The sequence below is a fragment of the Paenibacillus turicensis genome, from assembly GCF_017873435.1.
GTDB classification, from domain to species: domain Bacteria; phylum Bacillota; class Bacilli; order Paenibacillales; family Paenibacillaceae; genus Fontibacillus; species Fontibacillus turicensis.
Window position 1 is genome coordinate 71724 of the sequence record NZ_JAGGKG010000017.1, and the last position, 20769, is coordinate 92492.

Genomic DNA, 20769 nt, shown 5'->3' on the forward strand with positions numbered 1-20769 from the left:
GAAAAATGGACAAGCAAGTTCCTTTTAACAAAATTACGGTGGTTGTATTAGATAGTGTAGGGATTGGCGAATTGCCTGATGCTCCAAAATACGGCGATACTGGCGCACATACGTTAGGTCATATTTTAGAAAAGGTACCAAATGTAAAGTTGCCTCATATGCAGCAGCTTGGACTTGGAAACATTGCTCCATTAGCACAAATTACACCTGCCGATCAGCCAAGTGGCTATTACGGTAAAATGGCAGAAATCTCTGTGGGTAAAGATACGATGACAGGTCATTGGGAGTTAATGGGACTCAAGGTTTCTACTCCTTTTCAGACTTATCCTAATGGTTTCCCGCGAGACTTAATCGCGCGCTTTGAGAATGAAACAGGACGTAAGGTGATTGGGAACAAGCCAGCGTCAGGTACAGAAATTTTGGACGAGCTTGGTGCGAAGCATATGGAGACAGGTGCGTTTATCGTCTACACCTCCGCAGATAGCGTATTCCAAATTGCAGCGCATGAAGACGTGATTCCTCTAGATGAGCTTTATCGTGCCTGTGAGATCGCGCGCAAGCTGACATTAGAGCCTGAATACTCAGTAGGACGTGTTATCGCTCGGCCGTTTGTAGGCTCACCAGGTGATTTTAAACGTACGCCTAATCGTCATGATTATGCAGTGAGCCCACCTGAGCCAACCTTGTTAAACAGTCTAAAGGCTGCGGGTAGAGACGTGATCGCTGTAGGTAAAATCAATGATATTTTTAGTGGTGAAGGCATTACAAGAACGTATCCAACGAAAAGTAATCTACATGGGATTGAAAAAACAATTGAGCTAATGAAGGAAGACTTTAACGGCTTGTTATTTACGAATTTGGTTGATTTTGATTCCCTATATGGACACCGTAGAGATCCCGTTGGTTATGCGAAGGCATTGGAGGAGTTTGACGCTCATCTTCCTGAAATGCTGGCAAGTGTGAAGGAAGGCGAAATCCTTATTTTGACCGCTGACCACGGAAATGACCCGATTCATGCTGGAACGGATCATACTCGTGAATATGTACCTTTGTTAGTATATAGCCCTTCTTTTACAGGTAATGGAAGTCTTGGGGTAAGAGGTGCTTATGCCGATTTAGCAGCAACAATTGCTGACAACTTTGGGGTAAACGCAAGCAATCACGGAAAGAGCTTTTTACGTCAGCTTGTTTAACAAATTACGAACGTAAAAGCAAATGGATGTAATTTAAAATAATAAAGTCATGGAAGAGGAGAATACACGATGTCAACGTCAATGAAAAAAATGATGTCTGTAGCGGCAGCATATATTACGGAGAAATCTAAAATGACACCAAAGGTTGGACTGATTTTAGGGTCTGGTTTAGGGGTTTTAGCAGATTATATGGAAAATGCCGTTACATTAAAATATGAGGATATTCCTTATTTCCCAACTTCAACTGTAGAAGGTCATGCTGGAGAGTTGCTTGTGGGTGAGCTAAAGGGTGTGCCTGTCATTTTGATGAAGGGACGCTTCCATATGTATGAAGGTTATGCGCCTGAAATTACCGCCTTCCCTGTACGTGTCATGAAGCAATTAGGTGTGGAGCGTTTACTTGTAACCAATGCCGCAGGTGGCGTTAATCTTGAATATGAGCCAGGCGATTTAATGCTAATTTCAGATCATTTGAATTTGACAGGCAAAAGTCCACTTGTGGGCACAAATGAAGCAGAGATTGGACCTCGCTTCCCTGATATGTCCGAGGCATATAGCAAGGCGCTTCGCCAAATGGCGCATGAGGTAGCTGCGAGTCAAGGCATTACACTAAGAGAAGGAGTCTATGCTGGTATGCTAGGTCCTGCGTATGAGACGCCAGCAGAAATTAGAATGCTTCGTACGTTAGGTGCAGATGCCGTAGGTATGTCCACTGTAGCTGAGGTGATTGTGGCAAGTCATGCAGGTATGGAAGTGCTGGGGATGTCTTGTATTAGTAACATGGCAGCAGGCATTTTGGATCAGCCATTGTCCCATGGTGAAGTGATGGAAACAACCGATCGAGTACGTGAAACGTTCTTGAATTTAGTATTGGCGATTGTGCCTAAGCTACAATAAAGAATAGAATTAAATCTATATTTAACATACGCATGCTGTAATTTTAAAAAAGAAAAGCTATGACGATCATTTTCCCAAGCTGTCTGCTGAGACCAAAGGGAACTAAGGTCGTTATAGCTTTTTTATGTTATAGGAATAAACTTCCTTTTTTTCGTTCATACTAGATGGGAGAATGAATGTCGAATGTGAATGAGGAGGATGGTTTCATGAAAAAGCTGATGTTGACATGGCTTTCAGCCTTGCTGTTGCTTATGCCAATTACAGGTGTAGGTGCATTTGCGGAGGAAGCTTCTCATGAGGACAGCTTAGTTGTAGCCGAGCAAGCCCGCTCTGCTATTTTAATGGATGCAGATACAGGTACGGTTATTTATGAGAAGAAAAGTCATGAAAAATTGCCACCAGCGAGCATTACAAAGGTCATGACCATGTTATTAACGATGGAGGCTGTAAGCAAAGGTGAGCTAAAGCTAACCGACTTAGTTACAGCGAGTGAATACGCGGCGTCTATGGGGGGCTCTCAAATCTTTTTGAAGCAAGGGGAGCAGATGACTGTAGATGACTTACTCAAGGGCGTGGCGATGGCCTCAGGCAATGATGCTTCTGTTGCATTAGCTGAGCATATTGGTGGATCAGAGAAGGCATTTGTAAAAATGATGAATGAGAAGGCTGCTGAGCTAGGACTTAAGGAAACTCATTTTGAAAATTGCAATGGCTTACCTAAAGACAATCATTATAGCTCTGCGCACGATATTGCTGTAATGAGCAGGGAGCTATTAAAATATCCTGAAATTATTAAATACACAGGCGCTTATCAGGATCACTTACGTAAAGATTCAGAGAAGCCGTTTTGGTTAGTAAATACAAACAAACTCGTTCGCTTTTATGATGGTGCGGATGGACTAAAAACAGGCTATACGTCAGAGGCTAAGTTTTGCTTAGCGGCTACAGCATCACGTGATGGCATGCGTTTAATCGCTGTCGTTATGGGTGAGCCGAATACAAAAACGCGGAACAGTGAGGTCACAGCGCTGTTTGACTATGCCTTTTCTCAATACCGCTTGCAGCCGATTTATAAAACTGGTGAAGTGATTGGGAAGGTACAGATTAAAAAGGGACAGCAATCTGAGCTACAGCTAGCCGCAAGCAAGCCGATTCAAATTTTACTTAAAAAAAGTGCTGGCAATGCGGCGATTACGCATAAGCTCGTTGTGCCTGATCAGCTTGCCGCTCCTGTAAAGACAGGACAAGTTGTCGGGAAGCTTGTTATTTATCAAGGGGACAAGCTGCTAAGAGAATTTGATTTAACCGCGGCCAATGATATCGGTAAGGCAGGCTGGTGGACATTGTTCAAACGTACGACAGCACGCTTGTTTTTTGTAGATTGATAGCAGTTTTCTTCTAGTTTTGTCAGGGGGAAGGAATCACAGGACAAGGCGTAGAAATGTGTGTTCATGCGTAAGAGAGGAGAGTGAACATAACGTGAACTTGCAAGTTGAGATGGTAAGAAATCGTGAAACACTCATTGTCCGTTTAAGCGGAGAATTAGATCATCACACTGCGGATGAGGTGCGGATGCGGATGGATGAGGAATTAGCGCGAGGTGGCTGTCGTCATCTGGTATTAAGTCTTAAATCACTACAGTTTATGGACAGCTCTGGTCTAGGTGTCATTTTAGGAAGATATAAGCTGATTAAGCATAAGGGTGGAAGAATGGTGTTATGTGATGTGAATCCATCTGTGTATCGTTTATTTGAAATGTCAGGCTTATTCAAGATCATGTCTATTTATGAAAATGAGAATACGGCGTTGTCTGAACTGGAGGTGGCATTATGATGAACACAGCAGAGCGGAACTTTATGACTCTGCAATTTGCTGCCAAGTCAGAAAATGAGTCTTTTGCCAGAGTAACGGTAGCGGCATTTGTATCCCAGCTTGACCCAACGATGGATGAAATTACGGATCTAAAGACAGTCGTATCTGAAGCGGTGACGAATTGTATTATTCATGGCTACGATAGTAATCCAGATGGCATTGTAACCATCTCAGCCGAGATTATCAACGATACAGTGACCTTAACGATTGAAGATAAAGGCAACGGCATTGAAGACTTGGAGCTGGCCAAGCAGCCGCTATATACTTCCAAGCCTGAGTTAGAGCGTTCAGGCATGGGCTTCACCATTATGGAAAACTTCATGGATGAATTTGAGGTTTCCAGTCAAATTGGTGGAGGTACGTCAATTCGGATGAAGAAAGTGATTGTATCCAAGAAAGCTTTGTATAATTAGGGGTTGGATCTATGGATGCTGATGTGAAGCAAACCTCAAGGGAGTTTCTAGACGATAATGAAGTGAAAAGATTGATTGCGCTCAGTCAATCTGGTGACAGCGGTGCTAGGGATCGTCTAGTGAATTGTAACATTCGGTTAGTGTGGTCGGTCGTGCAGCGGTTTATGAATCGTGGTTATGAGCCAGATGATTTATTCCAAATTGGCTGTATTGGCTTGTTGAAATCTGTGGACAAGTTTGACCTGAGCTATGATGTGAAGTTTTCTACCTACGCGGTTCCGATGATTATCGGAGAAATCCAGCGCTTTTTGCGTGATGATGGAACGCTGAAGGTGAGCCGTTCCCTGAAGGAAATGGCGAATAAGGTTCGTAAGAAGCGAGATGAGCTATCTAAAACTTTAAATCGTTTGCCAACGATTGGTGAAGTGGCGCATGAATTAGGGGTTACACCCGAAGATGTCGTCTTTGCGCAGGAAGCAAATAAACCACCAACCTCGATTCACGAAACCGTATTTGAAAATGATGGAGATCCAATTACGTTAATGGATCAAATTTCGGATGAATCGCAGGAGCGTTGGTTTGAAAAGCTCGCCTTACATGAGGCGATTACGGGCTTGTCCGATCGAGAGCGGCTTATCGTTTATTTACGGTATTATCGCGATCAGACGCAATCTGAGGTCGCTACAAGACTTGGGATCTCTCAGGTTCAGGTGTCTAGACTTGAAAAGAAAATTTTGCAAAGCATCCGAGATCAAATTGCACAATAAAGATTGATATTTGATATGTGTTCCTAAACCTCTGTCTTTATATTTGAGAACTTTATGTTTTCAGTATAGGGATGGGGGTTTTTGCTTTTTGGGAGCAAAGGAAGAGTAAAGGACTGCTTTCCTTGGCATACTATGGTCATTATGTCTAACTGTGACTGCATACTAGGTAGGAGTATGAGGAGGGAGCTTGAAAAATGAGTGATGAGCACAAGGAGTATGGTGGACAGGAGCAAGAGCATGGGTATGGGCATGAACAGGGGCAACATGATGCTGATTTTCCGAAATTTATGTCTTCGCTAGAGTCTGATCAGCAACAAGATCATCAAGATCAATATGAGCAATACGGTCAAAACGAGCAAACCTATAACAACCAAGAAGATGAACAACATGAACAAAATGAAGATAAAGATGAAAACAGAGATGAAAACAAAGGTAAAGATAAGGATGGAAAGCAAGCGCTAGGAAAAGAGGATGGCGAGGAAAAAGGTCAGGAAGCGCAAAAAGGTTCAGATTCTAAGGATGAGAAGCTAAAACAAAAAATTGAACAGGAGCATTCAGATACGATCGAAGAATCGGTCATATATTGGCAGGGAAAAGATGTCATTAGCACGGAGCTAGCGGTAACGAAAAAAACGTTAGAGCAGGTCGTAGGTCTTGGGCAAAGCTTTGACATGGAATTTAGAGAAATGACGTTTGGTCATGTGAAGACAGGACTATTTTATATTACAGGCTTCGCTAAAGATGAAAGTATGCAGGAAATTTTAAAGCGACTCACCTATCTGCATTCCGATGATTTATCCTATGATGTCGTGCAGGATTTCTTTGAATTGTACATCCCCCATATTCAGGTTAAGCTTGCGCCTAAGCTAAGTGGTGTCGTCAATCAAGTGCTTACAGGCATGAGTGCAATGTTTATTGAAGGTGAAGAGCAGGCTATTGTTATGGACACACGTTCTTATCCTGTCAGAGGGCCTGAAGAGCCTTCGCTAGAACGTGTTGTGCGGGGTTCAAGGGATGGCTTTACCGAAACCCTATTATCTAACGTGGCATTGGTGAGAAGACGTCTACGTGACCCAGGGCTAAAATTTGAAGTGATGACCGTGGGGCGTAGAACGCGAACGGATGTCTGCTTAGCTTATATCGATGATATCGTAGATAAGGTACAGGTGGATGCGATCCGTGACAAAATTCAAAGTGTTGATATAGATGGCCTTCCTTTAGCCGATAAGCAATTAGAGGAAACGATTATTAATACAGGCTGGAACCCGTATCCTCTTGTGCGTTATTCTGAGAGACCAGATGTTGTAGCTTCGCATATTATGGAGGGAAGGCTAACCGTTTTTGTGGATACTTCACCAAGTGTCATGATTATGCCAACGACATTTTTTGATTTATGTCAGCATGCAGAAGAAAACAGGCAAACGCCATTTATGGGAACGTATTTAAGATGGGTGCGTTTCTTGGGGATTTTTGCATCCCTTTTTATATTGCCGTTGTGGTTATTGTTAGTAACTCATCCAGAGCTTAAGCCACCGATGCTTGATTTTATTGGACCACAAAAAACTGCGCATATCCCACTTATTATGCAATTTCTGCTTGTAGAGCTGGGGGTGGACTTACTACGAATGGCGGCAGTGCATACACCAACCCCGTTAGCCTCTGCGATGGGCTTAGTTGCAGCGATTTTAATCGGGAATATAGCCGTTGAGACAGGTTTGTTTGTTAATGAGGTTATTTTGTATATGGCTGTGGCAGCGATTGGGATGTTTGCGACACCAAGCTATGAGCTAGGGCTGGCGAATCGGATTGTACGGCTGGGCTTACTCATTTTAGTGGCGTTGTTTGATGTGACAGGCTTTGTGGGAGGGATCACGTTATTTGTTATACTGTTAACCGTGCATAGATCGTATAATTCCTCTTATTTATGGCCGTTTATTCCGTTTAATGCAAAGGCCATGGGTGCAATTCTTTTCCGGGTTCCAGTGATGACTTCCAAGAAGCGTCCGTCCTTTAATAAAGCGCGAGATAACACCAGAATGCCTGCAAAAGAATAGTTAACACGGCTTGTCATACAAATAATCCAAATGATGCTCTGAAAAATCCATTTTTCAGTTGGCAAGATGTTTGCTATACTGTTGTAAAATCGTAAAAAGTGGAGGCTTGCATAGATGCATTTACATGGAACTAGTAAAATTAATGAAAAATCACACTTAGAGATTGGTGGATGTGATACAACCGAATTGAAGGAAACCTATGGTACGCCTTTATATATTGTGGATGAAGCGTTAGTTCGTCAAAGATGTCGGGAGTATATGGAGTCGTTTCGTGCTTCAGGCTTAACCTTTCAGGTTGCGTATGCAAGTAAAGCATTTTGCGTGATGGCGATGTGTCGTTTAGTTGAGGAAGAGGGGCTTTCTCTAGACGTCGTTTCAGAAGGGGAATTATATACAGCAATTCAAGCTGGCTTCCCAGCAGGTCGCATTCATTTCCACGGAAATAATAAGACACCAGAAGAGCTAGAGATGGGGATTAAAGCAGGGATTGGCTGTTTTGTAGTCGATAACTTTGTAGAAATTCATATGCTGCAAGGGATTGCTGCTGAGCATGGCGTGACTGTAAATGTTTTGCTTCGTGTTACACCAGGTGTTGAAGCCCATACGCATGAATACACGGCTACAGGACAAACGGATTCCAAGTTTGGTTTTGATATCGGAAATGGATCTGCGTTTGAAGCGGTAAAACAAGCAAATGAAAGTCAAAACCTAAACTTGCTAGGTATTCACTCTCATATTGGCTCCCAAATTTTTGAGGTGGAAGGCTTCCAATTAGCGGTGGAGCGTGTAGCTAGCTTTGCAGGTGAAGTGAAGGCTCAGCTTGGTATTAGCTTCAAAGTGGTTAACTTAGGTGGAGGTTTTGGTATTCGTTATACCGAAGGAGATACGCCACTTCAAGTGACTGAATATGTGAAGGCAATTACGGATGGTGTGAAGCAGCACTTTGGTGCAGTATACGATACATTGCCTGAAATTTGGGTAGAGCCAGGTCGCAGTATTATCGGCGATGCAGGCACAACCTTGTACACCGTAGGTACGCATAAAAATATTCCAGGTGTACGTAAATATGTAGCGGTAGATGGGGGAATGACAGACAACCCACGTCCTGCCTTGTATCAGTCCAAATATGAAGCGCTATTGGCGAATCGTGCACAAGATGATAACGAGGAAACCGTCTCCGTAGCAGGGAAATGCTGTGAGAGTGGAGATATGTTAATTTGGGATCTCGAATTGCCTAAAGTAGAAAATGGGGACCTGCTTGCAGTGGCATGTACAGGTGCGTACAACTATTCTATGGCAAGCAACTACAACCGAATTCGTCGTCCTGCGGTAGTATTTGTTAAGGATGGCGAAAGTGATGTTGTTGTGAAAAGGGAGTCCTTGGACGATATTGTTGTTAATGATGTGATTCCGGCGCGCATTAAGAAGCAGGCTCAAAAAATTTAACATGACTGGTTGACAATACGAGAGGGGAGCGCTACCTCAAGAGGGTTGTTGCGACCGCTGTTAAAACTAAATTTCCTATGATTACAGTTATATAGTTGAAAAAATTTAGTTTTAAAGGCGGACACTTCGTTTCTCCACAATCCCTCTTTCCTCCGCTTGACTTTCGTTAGTCAACCACTCAATTTTAAATTGAGCCTTATAATAAGTGGGAAGATAGAAACATGAAATAATATAAAGATTTAAATAATATTCAATAGAAAAAGCTAACATATCTTATCCAGTGCAGGAGGAGTACTCTATGCAGGGGAAGAGGGTGTTAGCTTTTTTTATTGCAAATTGTTAGTTGGTTAGAGTTAGGTTCGTGTTAGTTTGAAATTGTATTTTTGATAGCCTCTGCTAAGCCCTCAGGGTTTTCCCATGTCATGGAATGGCTTGTGTCTTTTAGGATTTCAACCTTGATAGCATGCTGTTGTAATTCGTTTAGTTCGTCTTCGTCAGGTAGGGAGTGCTCTCCAATGATAAATGATTTTGGACAAGTTAAATCATAAAAGATTTCTCTCCATGAAGGTGTTTGTCCTTCTACAGCAGATTTGCTTGTTACATACACTGCTTTGGGTGCGCAAACTGAGAAGCTGGCTGCCCATAATTCATTACCATTTTGTCTATTGTTCTCTAATATGGTGTTAAAGCCATGACTTACAAAATCCTCATAGGAATAGGCAGCAATCGATTTACTTGTAAAGCCACCGCCAGCATCTAAATTAGCTTCGCCCAAAATAACGGCTTCGATGCGCTCTTCGCATAGCTTGGCTAAACTTAGAGCAACCGAACCCCCGATGCTATGACCAAATAGGATAAACTTTTTTAAATTTAAGTGTGTAATGAGTTCAAACAAATAATTTGCATGCCCCTGAATGGTATAGCTGAAGTCCTCGGGTTTATCACTATAGCCATTACCCAGCAAATCAATAAGAATACGACGATGTGCAATTAGCGGTTCCTGTGCAGCTAGGTTAGGATAATCAAATGATCCCGCACAACCTAAACCATGAATAAATATAATCGGTGTCTCTGTCCCAGGTAAATCATGATATCTTAAACGGTAGCCTGAGCTTGGAATTTTAAATGTTTTCATTTTTAATTAATCCTCTCGATCATCTGTAATTATAATTGTGCAAGATGGTATTTCGCCGCGAATGGAATAAGCTACCAATCCCTGTACTTAGAATTATAACCTGCAATATTTTAAATTTACAATATATTTTACGTCAGGTCAGATTTGGTGACTAAATAAGGACAAGCTAAGCTGTTTTTTCATGACGTACTTTGCTCTTGTGACGATTTCATAGTACACTGTAATAGTGTTTTTTAAAGACAAACAAATTAAGGAAGTGACCGATATGAAAAAAGGGAAGATCGTATTAGAAAAAGGCGGCGAGGTAGAAATTCAATTTTTGCCTGAGGAAGCACCAGGAACTGTAGCTAACTTTGAAAAATTAGCAAACGAAGGCTTCTACAATGGACTTACATTCCACCGTGTTATTCCAGGTTTCGTAGCACAAGGTGGCTGCCCACATGGTACAGGTACTGGTGGTCCTGGTTACACTATTAAATGTGAAACTGCAACGAACACAACCAAGCATGAGCGTGGCGTATTGTCTATGGCACATGCGGGTAAAGATACAGGCGGTAGCCAATTCTTTATCGTTTACGAAGCACAACCACACTTGAACGGGGTACACACTGTATTTGGTAAAGTAACCTCTGGTATGGAGCTTGTTGACGGCATTAAAGCAGGCGACAAGATGAAGGAAGTTACAGTTTGGGACGAAGCGTAAGCTTAGGTTTGTAAGTTTAAGTTCATAATGGACAAGCAGGATAGGCTCTTTGGGGCTACGTTGATCTTTGGATCACGTAGCTTGCTTAGGGCTTTTTTTACGAGGAAAAAATTTTAGCATACACTTAATACCTAAGCACGTTAAAATAAAAAGTAGCTAAAAATGACAGTAATTAATAAGGCTTAATTTAAAAGTTAGGACTGACAATAAACAAAAGTACAAACAAATGCAAAGGCGACGGCGTCCAGTGAACATTGGAAGTCTAATAAAATTAGAGAGGTTAGGTGTACGATGAAGCAAAATATATACGATAATCCGGAGTTTTTTGAAAATTACCATCAGCTTCGAGCGTCAAAAATTACGTATAATGATTTTGTGGAGCAGCCTGCTTTAAAGTCATTGTTACCTGATTTGGCTGGTAAAAGGGTGCTTGATTTAGGTTGTGGGTATGGTGAAATGGCACATTATTGCATCGATCATCACGCGGATCATGTAACGGGTGTGGATATATCGGAAAAGATGTTAGCGCTTGCAGAAGGACATCCTAATATCACCTTTATTCATTCGGCAATGGAGGATTTACAATTTGAACAAGGGGAATTTGATCTCATTATAAGCTCATTAGCTTTTCATTATGTAAAGGATTTAGATGAGCTAATGGGACGTATCGCAAGCTGGTTGAAACCCGACGGGCAGCTTATATTTTCCACCGAGCATCCTGTTGTGCTTGCTTCTAAGGCACAAGCAAAATGGATCACCAATGAACAAGGCGAAAATCTTTATTGGACGCTAGATAACTATAAGGAGGAAGGGGAGAGGTCACAGTTTTGGAAGGTGGATGGGGTGATTAAATATCATCGTACTTTATCAACATTAATTAATGTGCAGATCGCACATGGGTTATGTATTGAGCAGGTATTAGAGCCGGAGTCGATACCAGAAGGGATTGAAAAGAAGCCTAATCTGGTGAACGAGGTACGAAGACCTTCGTTTATTTTGTTTAGGGCGAGGAAGGGATAGGAACATCTATATATGTTATAACTCGGTTTTTGAGCTTAATTTTCATAATTAAAATGATTACTGATTTAAAGAGGGAAGACCTCTCTTGGAATTGTTGTTGTAATTACTTAATTCTACAAGAGAGGAGCTTCCTTTTTACTGCATACAATTTGCGTAAGATTAATAACGATTGATAGATTGAAACGTTTGTAACAGAACTGAAGTAGTTAAAACATAATGATCATATTTTTGTTTCTTGAACCACCACTAACTGTAATTACAGAACTCACATCGCTTACAAACCGTTTCTTAACCATCAGTATGGAATCTAGGTCTGTTTCACCTTGAACTCTTACTTTAAGAATTCCTTCCAAATCAGGTCTGTTAACTGAGAGTTCACCTAATATCTCAATAAATCTTTTAATATTTATGGTTCCTGATATTTGACTTATCTGTTTAATGTCTATTGTTGCATTAATATCACTTTGATACCTAACATAAATCGTGGATGTGAGGTCTTTGAATTCTTTTATCGTAATAAATGAAGTTAAGTCAGGTCTATTTATTGCAATAAAGGAAGCTTGATTTGTATTTTGCATGACATCAATCGTGCTTGATAAATAAGCATCCTTAATGCCTTTTACTTTAATAAATCCTTTAAGATCAGGATTATTAACAACTATGCTTGATTTAATATCGTAATACTGTTCTTTGGTTCTAACAGAGACAAATGCCTTCTTTTCCTCATTCTGTTTCTTATACATGCTCACAGTAATATACGAAGGTAAATTTGGAATATTTGTTATTATTCCTGAAGCAATGTCATCATATTTCTCCAGTGTTCTAATCGCAATAGATGAATCAATATAATCATTTTTCTTTTTATAAATACTCACTTCAAGCATAGAAACAAGATCAGGTTGATTGATGCTCATATTAGACACTAAAGGAGAATCATCTTGTCTTCTAATGGTTATAGCTGCATTCATAAAAGAATTGCCATATACGTCAATGACACTGTTTAAATCAGGTCTATTAATAGTGAGATCAGATTTATAGAACTTATACTTTTGATTTGTGACTCGAATCGTTGCGTCACGTTCGGATTCTTTTCTGATTTTGACAAATATATTTGATTTTAATGAAGGCTTCGATACTGTTATCTGAGCGCTAACATCATGGTTTACAGGGTCTTCATATCTATGAACGTAGATGGTTGCTTTTCGCCAGTCAAACCCAATGTCACTATGAACGTTGATCTTTGCAGATAAGTCTTTGTGCTTTTTGCCATAAATAAAGATGGTTGATTGTCTGTCGCTTCGACCAGTGGAATAGACTTCTGTTGTAATGTATTCAACGATGAGCTGTGGTGGTCTGTTGGATTCTCTAGTAAACAAGGTGTAAAATTTATCATCATCTGTACTAATAATCAATCCATTGTTCTCTAGCTCTTTATCCTGCCATCGTTTTACTACATCAAAAAAGTCAAATTCTATGTATTTTTCTTTTGTGTTATTAAGGTACTCATTATCATTTAGTATATCTACACTGTGGGGTTTATTTAAATCCGTAATTCCTAGTTCATACCAAAAGGTATTTGGTTGAGAAAGTTTGATATTCGCATGTCCCAACATTCCAGAATAATATAATCTAAGCTTTGCTTTTTTAATGATATTTAAATCTGGAATTGATTTTTTTAAGTCTCCAAACTGTAGGAAAGATTGATAACCTTCATCAATGACCTTACCAATGAGCATTGTTCTTAAATCACCATAGTTTATGGAACGCAAATCTTCTCTACTTCGTGTCATTGCATCTGAAATAGGAGATAATGCTACAGTTTTTACAGGTGCGGATAGCAAAGTAAAGCTGCCTTGAAATCTGTTATGAATAGGAACTTCAATAAAACATGGGAAGTCAATATTTGAAACTGTCTGGATCGTGCCAATCATATCAGAGGTATTTGCATACGTAATTCTAATGCTAGATGTAATATCCTTTTCTTTTTGGACTCTGATCGATATGTAGGATTCTTGCATTGACTCTCTTTTTTGAACGATGTTGATTGAAGCCTTTGTTTCACTCTTAGTAACAGCATATAACTTAAACGCACCCTGAAATCTGTTTTCGGTTCTATTTATAACGGTGATTTCACTAAATATGTCGTTTCTTTCTTCCAACTGCATTCACTTCCGATCTCATTGTATTGAGACATCTCATTATACTGGTTGTACTTTTGCTTTGACTTCAAATAAGCCATTTGCATTTGCAGGTGCTTCAATATCTGTTTTTATTCGTACATAAAATTCAAACTCTTCATCTGGCTCAAAAAACTTATTAAACAATAAAGGTTCTTCATTAATAAATGGAATGGAGCGTGACAATTGTAATTCTACGCCTTCAGGCAATACGTCTTTATTCACCTCTAACAATAGATTTTGAACTCTTTGTCCAGTTTCATTTTTTGCAATCACTTTTTGCTCTAATGAGATTTGACCAGCAATAATAAAATCAAAATCCAATCTTTTTAAAATGTCGCCAAATGAATTAGATAAGTATTTGCCAGAAGCGTCCTTGAACATGATTCCAGAGTATGTACCAGTGAACGGAATTTCTTTATAAGCTTCTTGTCCCCAACTATCCTTGAACTCCACTCTTAACATATTTTCTTGTCCAAAAATTATATCTCTTTCATCTATGTTTAGAGAAATATTGAGTGGTGAAGTATTTAAACGTGTAAACTCACCACTTATCGGATAATATGGCTTCCCATTTAATAAAACTCGATATTGAACCTTTGTTAAATCTTCGTCACTTAGTGTCCCAGTCAGCTTATTCCCACCAAAATCCAATTTAATGGAAGCCGTTGTATTTAGAACATAGAATGCAACATCACCAAACTTAACATCCTCTTGGGGAACAAGGCTGCGGTATGATATGTAATCAATGCTAATGGGCTGATTTAAATGTTTTGTTTCTTCAATGTAATAAGCTAACTTGATATTGCCGTTAGGATGAGCTGTAATCTGATGTTCAGGAATATCGTTAAACGTCTGATGTCTCATTCCATACTTAATGACATTAGCGTGATCTGAAATGTTAATATTAAAAGTTCTCCATGTGTCTAACCCCTTGGAATAGGATTTCCATGTTGCTCCGTTATCAAAGCTAATAATAAAGCGAATAATGCCAACATTATTAGAGTTAACTAAATTAGAGATAAAGCTTTTAATTTCCCCTAAGTATTTAAATGAATTAGGCTGAATGACTAGCTGTCCAACTGGTAATGCCTCCACATTTAAAGACAATGTATCACTTTCATCTAGATCCTCACTATATGTCACCACGTCAAAATCTCCCTCTAACTCATCGAGTGGGGAGTAGTTGGCTGTGATATTTAATTTAGCTTCGTTTTTTTCAGGATCATCAGTGTAATATAATACATCTACATTATCACCAAGCTCATCATAAATCGTGAAGGGTTCAGTCTCTAAGGTGATCGATGATTCAGTCTGATTAGGGTCGTCTGTGTATTCAATGACGCTAATCGTTTTATCTTCCCATTCTTCAGCAAGAGTGAAGGGGGTGGTAGTGATGTTAAACGAGGCTTCTGATTTAGTTGGGTCGTCTGTGTAGTAACAGAGTTCCACTTCACCTTCGAGTTCCTGCCAAGCGGATTCGGGGATGATGGATAGGTCGTCCATTCCGTAGTCGAGATAGTCTTGTTCGGTTGGTGGGGAGGGAAGGGAGCGCCATTCAGCATTAAAAACTTCACCTTTTCTAATTTTTTTATCATTTAGGTAGGCTTCAAATTCGATAAAGGTTGTATAACCATACTTACCCCCATATGCACTTTTTTTAATTATTTTAATTGATTTGCTACTTTTTGAAGGAAATTCGATTATAGACCAGTTGTCTTCTGTGATGGTTTGATTTAATAGAACAGATTTATCAGGTAAAATATACGTATACTGACTTCCATCTGAAAATTCTAAAATACAGTCTTTTATTCTGTCATAAGTTTCACTTGCAGAAAATTGTAAAAACTTAATTTTATTTAACTCTACTTCTTTAGAAAAATTGATCATAAACCAAGGTTCTGGATCATCACTTATTAATGCAGAACACCATCTACTTCCAATTGAATTATTTGTTGTGATATTTTCATTGATTGCAGATTCAGGAAGCCAACTACTATTAGCAGTAGAGCTAGCGTGTGCTTTTATATCTAATTTCTTAATACTGTTATAATAATAAGTTGAGTTATTGAGGATTAGGGATTTATATGTTGGTTCATTATTATATGCCAAAAAACCTTTAGGGACACTATAAGTAAAAGGTGTTGTACCAAAATTAAAGGTATTGGTCTTTACATTTCCATTTACACCAATAGTAGGATATGCCTCACCTAACTCATTTATGTTGGTGTGACTTATCCCCATTGAAGTACCATTTTTGTAAAACTCTAAAGTTCCGTTGTCTAAGTCAAGAGCTACTCCTATAATATCTCCAACTACCCATGCAGAACCGTAAGGTGTATTTTCAGGATGTTTTGTGCCATTATTTCCATAGTATGATCTCCAATTTGAATTAGAAGTACTTAAAGTCACAGGGTAGTATTTATTAGATATACCAATCCAAGTTGATGAATTACCACTATCAAACTTAACTTCCCAATACCATTTACCACTGGACTTACCATGTGTAGCTCGAATCGCATTTTGACTACCACTAACTAAAGTTAAATCCCCATTACTCAATGTGTTACTTGAATTTAGGTCATTAGGGTTTAAATTGACCGGAAGAATATTCATAAAAATCAGCCTCTCCTTTCCATATTTAAGTAACTACATAAAAAAACAATTTCATTTATAAATATTTTGATAGTTAATCAATCACTGCATTTCTAATGGGTATCTTAGCAGTATCAATTTTTTTCATAAATACTTTACCTGAACCTAATTGTGTATTGTCTTGAACAATATATGTTCGTTCTAATATTTTTGATGTGGTTAGATCAATCGAAGTTTCTTTGTTCATACCATGATTGATGAAGGTTTGTTCTGAATTGTTGGAAAGTTTGATTATTTTCCCAGATGTGAACTTATACATTTTAAATAAACTAAGACGAGTATATGTTCCACCACCATTATTAGCAGTCCAATTTAATCTGTATATTTTATATTTATTTACTTTACTTACTTCGATAATATATTCTTTCTCTATACCGATAGCAGTCCAAGTTTGATTAACTTGAGTATCTAATACTGTCCAAATAGTACCATCATTAGAACCTTCAAATGTCCAATCTTTAGGTGCGTAAGTATGATTACCTGATGAACTTAGAGCATATTTACCAATTTTAATTTTATTTAAAAATTCATATCCTATATGGCCACTAGAGGTGTTTTGGGCGCTGATATATTCACTCCCACTAAAAGCTCTCCAAGGCTCTCTTCCACTACCATAAATACTACTAGCAAAAGCTCTACCACTTGGGGTGGTATTAGAAGTCATATTAGGTATTGCTGTTTCAATTCCTATAACTTCTGGTACAACACTATAAAAATCATTTTCAGATGAAATCAAGATTTTATTTACACTACCATATTGCCTTCCGTCATAAGAATAAAATTTATGTGGGATTGAATATACAAAAGGTGTTACACCAAAATTAACTGTAAAAACAGTACTTGTCGCATTTTGAGTGCTTAGTGTTGGATATATTTCTACTTCACCCAATTCTTTAACATTAGTGTGACTGATACCCATGCTTACACCATTTTTATAGAATTCTAGAGTTCCATTATCTAAGTCGAGAGCTACTCCTATAATATTTCCAACTGCGGTAGATGACCCATAGGGAGTGTTTTCAGGCAATTTATAACCATTTATAGTATAATAAGCTCTCCGATATGCACTAGTGCTTAATGCTACAGATGAAATTCCAAACGACTTATTAGAAACCCCTATTGCGCTACTTGTTCCACCGCTATCAAGTTTAACTTCCCAATACCATTTACCTGTAGATTTACCATGTGTGGCACGAATGGATGATCCAGAGGTGCTAGTCACAGTTAAATTACTATTACTCAATGTTTTACCACTGCCCATGTCATTAGGGTTTAATGTAACATCAATAATCTCCATACTTTACTCATCTCCTTTCTACATAATTATTTAGCTATGAAAGTATTATTTTATCCACTCTTCGTTTTGATAGATCAATTGTATGAGTAAATGTTTTACCCGATTCATGTGTGATTGAGTTTGATTCAATAGACTTAACTCCATTTAGTTGTGTAATATTTATTGGTGATTCTATACCATAAGTAATAAAAGTTTGCTCTAATTGGTTGGGGAGAGTTATTAGCTTAGGTATAGTTGTTTTAAACAGCTTTAACTCATTAATAATTATCTGTGTCCCACCATTATTAATACTCCAATTTAGACGGTACATTTTATATGCACTAACTTTGTTAAGTTCAATAAGATATTCTTTATCTGTATTAACAGTTGTCCATGTTTGATTAATTTGTGTATCTAAAACAGTCCAATTAGCACCATCATTAGAACCTTCAAACGTCCAGTCTTTAGGCATTGCATTAAGTGAATTTCCATAGCTTCTAACTGCATATTTTCCAATTGTAATGTGGTCAATAAAGTCGTAACCTAGATAACCAATACTGTTTAACCCATTTGGACTTGCATACCCATTTTCAATTCTGTCAAAAGCCTGACTTGCACTAACACCGATAGTAGATTCACTACTAGCAAAAGCTCTGCCACTTGGAGCAGTGTTAGATGTCATTTTGGGGACTGCTGTTTCAGTTGCATAGATTGGTGGTGTTATTGAGTAAGTTTTACTATTGGATGAAAGTAAGATTTTATTGGGGTAGCGTTGACTCCCATCATACGAGTAAAATCCATAAGGTATTTCATACTTAAAAGGTGTCTTTCCAAAATTAAATGTATATACTTTTGTTCCATTATTTAAAGATGTAAGATAAGGAAATACCTCTCCTAATGTCTTTAATGCGTATAAAATTCCTACACTCCGACCGTTCACAAAAAATTCAATATTGTAATTAACTAAATCTAGGGCGACACCTACAATATCGCCAATTAACCAGCTATTATCGCTGTACTTTATATTGTCTGGATATAAATATCCTCTCCCATAAATAGTTCTAGTATTAGAACCAGTATTAGAACTTCCTAGTGAAAAACTATTAGTAGCTATGCCTATACTAGTAGCTGTTTCTCCACTATCAAATCTAACTTCCCAATACCATTTACCAGTGGTTCTACCATGAGTTGCTCGAATCCCTCCTGATTTCGATACACTAACAACCGAAAGTCTGTCAGCAGATATTGTAGTTCCACTATCCTTGTCTGTTGGACTTAATGTAACATCAATTATCTCCATAACTTATCTCATCCCCTTTCTACATAAAATCATTATTTCATTCATTAAAATACTTTGTCGATTTTTAATTATTGGATTCCTGTTTAGTTACTATGTCCATTCGTAAGATACTTCGAACATACTTAATTCGTTTATAAAAGTATAACCACTATAACCACCATTAGCTGTCCAATTTAAACGATACATCTTGTAATTATTAACTTTACTATTATCGATGATATATTTTTTATCTGTGTTTGCAGAAGTCCAAATTTGATTATCTTGTGTATCTAATACTGTCCAATTAGTTCCATCATTTGAGCCTTCAAAAGTCCAATCTTTGGGATTGCGAGTAACATCAGTACTATTTTGGCTTCTAACAGCATACTTACCAATTTTAATAGGATTAACAAATTCATAACCTAAATGACCAACACCACCTGAACCTTCAGAAGTTGAAAATACATTCACTAATCTGTCGAATGCTCTCCAAGGCTCATTATTAGTTGAAGATACACTACTAGCGAAAGCTCTACCATTAGGAGTAGTATTTGATGTCATTTGAGGTATAGCTGTTTCAGTTCCGTAGGTTGGAGTCTTCGTCATAACTTTAATGCTCTCAATTTCAAATAGCTTCTTCAAATCAATAGTGCTTTTAAAAACTTTACCTTCACCTAAAGTTCCATTGTTACTCATTTTTTGAGTAAACTTAGTTTCTTTTCTATCTAAAATAGCCAGATTTTGCATTCCATCACTTATAAAAGTTGATTGAGAAGGTAAGGTTGTAGATATATTATTCCATTGATTATTTTTAAATGATTTATATTGATTATTTGTTTTGATGAAAGTGTAAGTTTTTAATATATCTTCTATGACTAGGAATGGACGGAAGTTTTGATTAAATGGGTCAACTTGAGATGAAGGAATATAACTATAACCACTTGGATTGTTGTACCCTCGAACTACTCTATTTGAAGAAGAGGCAGGTGTGGTGGTACTTGTTAATGACCATTTGCCACTCCAATTCCAAACATTATTATCTCCTGCCACAATACTTCCATTAAGCGTAGAACTAACAATATATTTATCCCATTCGTTGTCTTTATCTGATGAGTTAATTCCACCAGTTGGAAGTCTTATAGCAGTTTTATACCTACTGTTATCAATCCAATTAACAGGCAATCCACTACCACTAGCAATTCCATCACTATTTAATGTATCCCAAGATATACTATGTTGAATATTTCTATCCGCAATTAAAATTTTCTTTTTATTATATTCGTCAACACAAATCCAATTGAAATCACCGTTAGGTACATTGGAGCTTGTAACAGGGATAAAGTCTAAGGTTTCTTGACCTAATCCACTAAAAGTTCCAACAGTATTAGCAGTAGTAGCTTGATAGTGGCATCGAATACGTTTGCCTATTTCAATGTCTTTAATATCTGTAACTTCATCTGGGTGGATAAGGCGACCTGTGGAGTCAATGTCAATAGCATCAATTTGAATATATCCAGAAGAATCATTTAATGTTACTACTATTTCATGTTCTGTATTAACCAAATCTAGTTTTTCAAAGGTAACAACATGATTTAAGACACTTGATCTATACATGCTAATTATTTCTTTATTTCCATCAAGTGAAACTTCAATATTTGAACTTCGATTCGTATTAAGAGAAGATATGATTCTAATTCCAGTCCCTAAAAACTTAAAAGACAAATTTGAGCCTATTACATTTGAGTAGGACTCTGTTTGAAAAAGTAAGGCAGAATTAGTTGCTTTTGTCCATGTTCCACTATATTTAATATTTGAGTCTCTATCATCATACCTATTCCAACCTTGTTCTGGATGCAATAACTGTTGTCCAATTGTAGCCATA

The 20769-nt window shown here is 38.1% G+C and carries 16 protein-coding genes; 10 read left to right on the forward strand and 6 right to left on the reverse strand.

Features of this window, described 5'->3' with window-relative positions; all coding sequences use genetic code 11:
• The first annotated feature begins 5 nt into the window (after positions 1–5).
• The 8 genes from J2Z32_RS16380 to lysA all read left to right on the forward strand — a co-directional run bounded on the left by J2Z32_RS16380 (position 6) and on the right by lysA (position 8642).
• Complete coding sequence (locus J2Z32_RS16380) at positions 6–1193, forward strand: phosphopentomutase (RefSeq protein ID WP_210090258.1); 1188 nt, start codon at positions 6–8, stop codon at positions 1191–1193.
• A 69-nt stretch (positions 1194–1262) separates the two neighbouring features.
• The gene (locus tag J2Z32_RS16385) at positions 1263–2090 is read left to right on the forward strand and encodes a purine-nucleoside phosphorylase (RefSeq protein WP_210090259.1); all 828 of its coding nucleotides are present in this window, start codon (positions 1263–1265) and stop codon (positions 2088–2090) included.
• A 206-nt stretch (positions 2091–2296) separates the two neighbouring features.
• Entirely contained in the window at positions 2297–3475 is a 1179-nt protein-coding gene (locus tag J2Z32_RS16390; protein WP_210090260.1) for a D-alanyl-D-alanine carboxypeptidase family protein, read from the forward strand.
• Positions 3476–3569: 94 nt separating this feature from the next.
• Positions 3570–3923, forward strand: a complete 354-nt coding sequence (gene spoIIAA, locus J2Z32_RS16395) for an anti-sigma F factor antagonist (RefSeq protein ID WP_210090261.1) — start codon at positions 3570–3572, stop codon at positions 3921–3923.
• Positions 3923–4375 carry an anti-sigma F factor gene (spoIIAB, locus tag J2Z32_RS16400; RefSeq protein ID WP_210090295.1) on the forward strand — a complete coding sequence of 151 codons (453 nt, stop codon included), beginning with the start codon at positions 3923–3925 and terminating at the stop codon, positions 4373–4375. The genes spoIIAA and spoIIAB overlap by 1 nt, the downstream gene beginning before the upstream one ends.
• An 11-nt stretch (positions 4376–4386) precedes the next feature.
• Positions 4387–5142, forward strand: coding sequence for an RNA polymerase sporulation sigma factor SigF (gene sigF / locus J2Z32_RS16405; RefSeq protein ID WP_210090262.1), 756 nt, complete (start codon positions 4387–4389; stop codon positions 5140–5142).
• A 194-nt stretch (positions 5143–5336) separates the two neighbouring features.
• Positions 5337–7196, forward strand: coding sequence for a spore germination protein (locus tag J2Z32_RS16410; protein ID WP_245251542.1), 1860 nt, complete (start codon positions 5337–5339; stop codon positions 7194–7196).
• Positions 7197–7310: 114 nt separating this feature from the next.
• A complete protein-coding gene (lysA, locus tag J2Z32_RS16415) occupies positions 7311–8642 on the forward strand; it encodes a diaminopimelate decarboxylase (RefSeq protein WP_210090263.1) in 1332 nt (443 codons plus the stop codon).
• Positions 8643–9006: 364 nt separating this feature from the next.
• Here the strand turns inward: lysA and J2Z32_RS16420 are convergent, their stop codons facing one another.
• Positions 9007–9777: an alpha/beta fold hydrolase gene (locus tag J2Z32_RS16420; protein WP_210090264.1), complete on the reverse strand. Its 771-nt coding sequence runs from the start codon at positions 9775–9777 to the stop codon at positions 9007–9009.
• A 265-nt stretch (positions 9778–10042) separates the two neighbouring features.
• On the opposite strand from J2Z32_RS16420, the gene J2Z32_RS16425 reads away from it, so the two are divergent.
• Both J2Z32_RS16425 and J2Z32_RS16430 read left to right on the forward strand, forming a co-directional pair.
• Positions 10043–10480 (forward strand): peptidylprolyl isomerase, encoded by a 438-nt coding sequence (locus J2Z32_RS16425; RefSeq protein WP_210090265.1) that lies wholly within the window; start codon positions 10043–10045, stop codon positions 10478–10480.
• A gap of 291 nt (positions 10481–10771) precedes the next feature.
• Positions 10772–11500 (forward strand): class I SAM-dependent methyltransferase, encoded by a 729-nt coding sequence (locus J2Z32_RS16430; protein WP_210090266.1) that lies wholly within the window; start codon positions 10772–10774, stop codon positions 11498–11500.
• A gap of 206 nt (positions 11501–11706) precedes the next feature.
• On the opposite strand, the gene J2Z32_RS16435 is transcribed toward J2Z32_RS16430, so the two are convergent.
• The 5 genes from J2Z32_RS16435 to J2Z32_RS16455 all read right to left on the reverse strand — a co-directional run bounded on the left by J2Z32_RS16435 (position 11707) and on the right by J2Z32_RS16455 (position 20768).
• Complete coding sequence (locus J2Z32_RS16435; protein WP_210090267.1) at positions 11707–13665, reverse strand: DNRLRE domain-containing protein; 1959 nt, start codon at positions 13663–13665, stop codon at positions 11707–11709.
• A 33-nt stretch (positions 13666–13698) separates the two neighbouring features.
• Positions 13699–16293 carry an SPRY domain-containing protein gene (locus J2Z32_RS16440; protein ID WP_210090268.1) on the reverse strand — a complete coding sequence of 865 codons (2595 nt, stop codon included), beginning with the start codon at positions 16291–16293 and terminating at the stop codon, positions 13699–13701.
• 73 nt (positions 16294–16366) lie between these two features.
• Positions 16367–17629, reverse strand: a complete 1263-nt coding sequence (locus tag J2Z32_RS16445) for an SPRY domain-containing protein (protein WP_210090269.1) — start codon at positions 17627–17629, stop codon at positions 16367–16369.
• Between the two features lie 34 nt (positions 17630–17663).
• Complete coding sequence (locus tag J2Z32_RS16450) at positions 17664–18908, reverse strand: SPRY domain-containing protein (protein ID WP_210090270.1); 1245 nt, start codon at positions 18906–18908, stop codon at positions 17664–17666.
• 90 nt (positions 18909–18998) lie between these two features.
• Positions 18999–20768, reverse strand: a complete 1770-nt coding sequence (locus tag J2Z32_RS16455; protein ID WP_210090271.1) for a hypothetical protein — start codon at positions 20766–20768, stop codon at positions 18999–19001.
• Between the last annotated feature and the right edge of the window lies 1 nt (position 20769).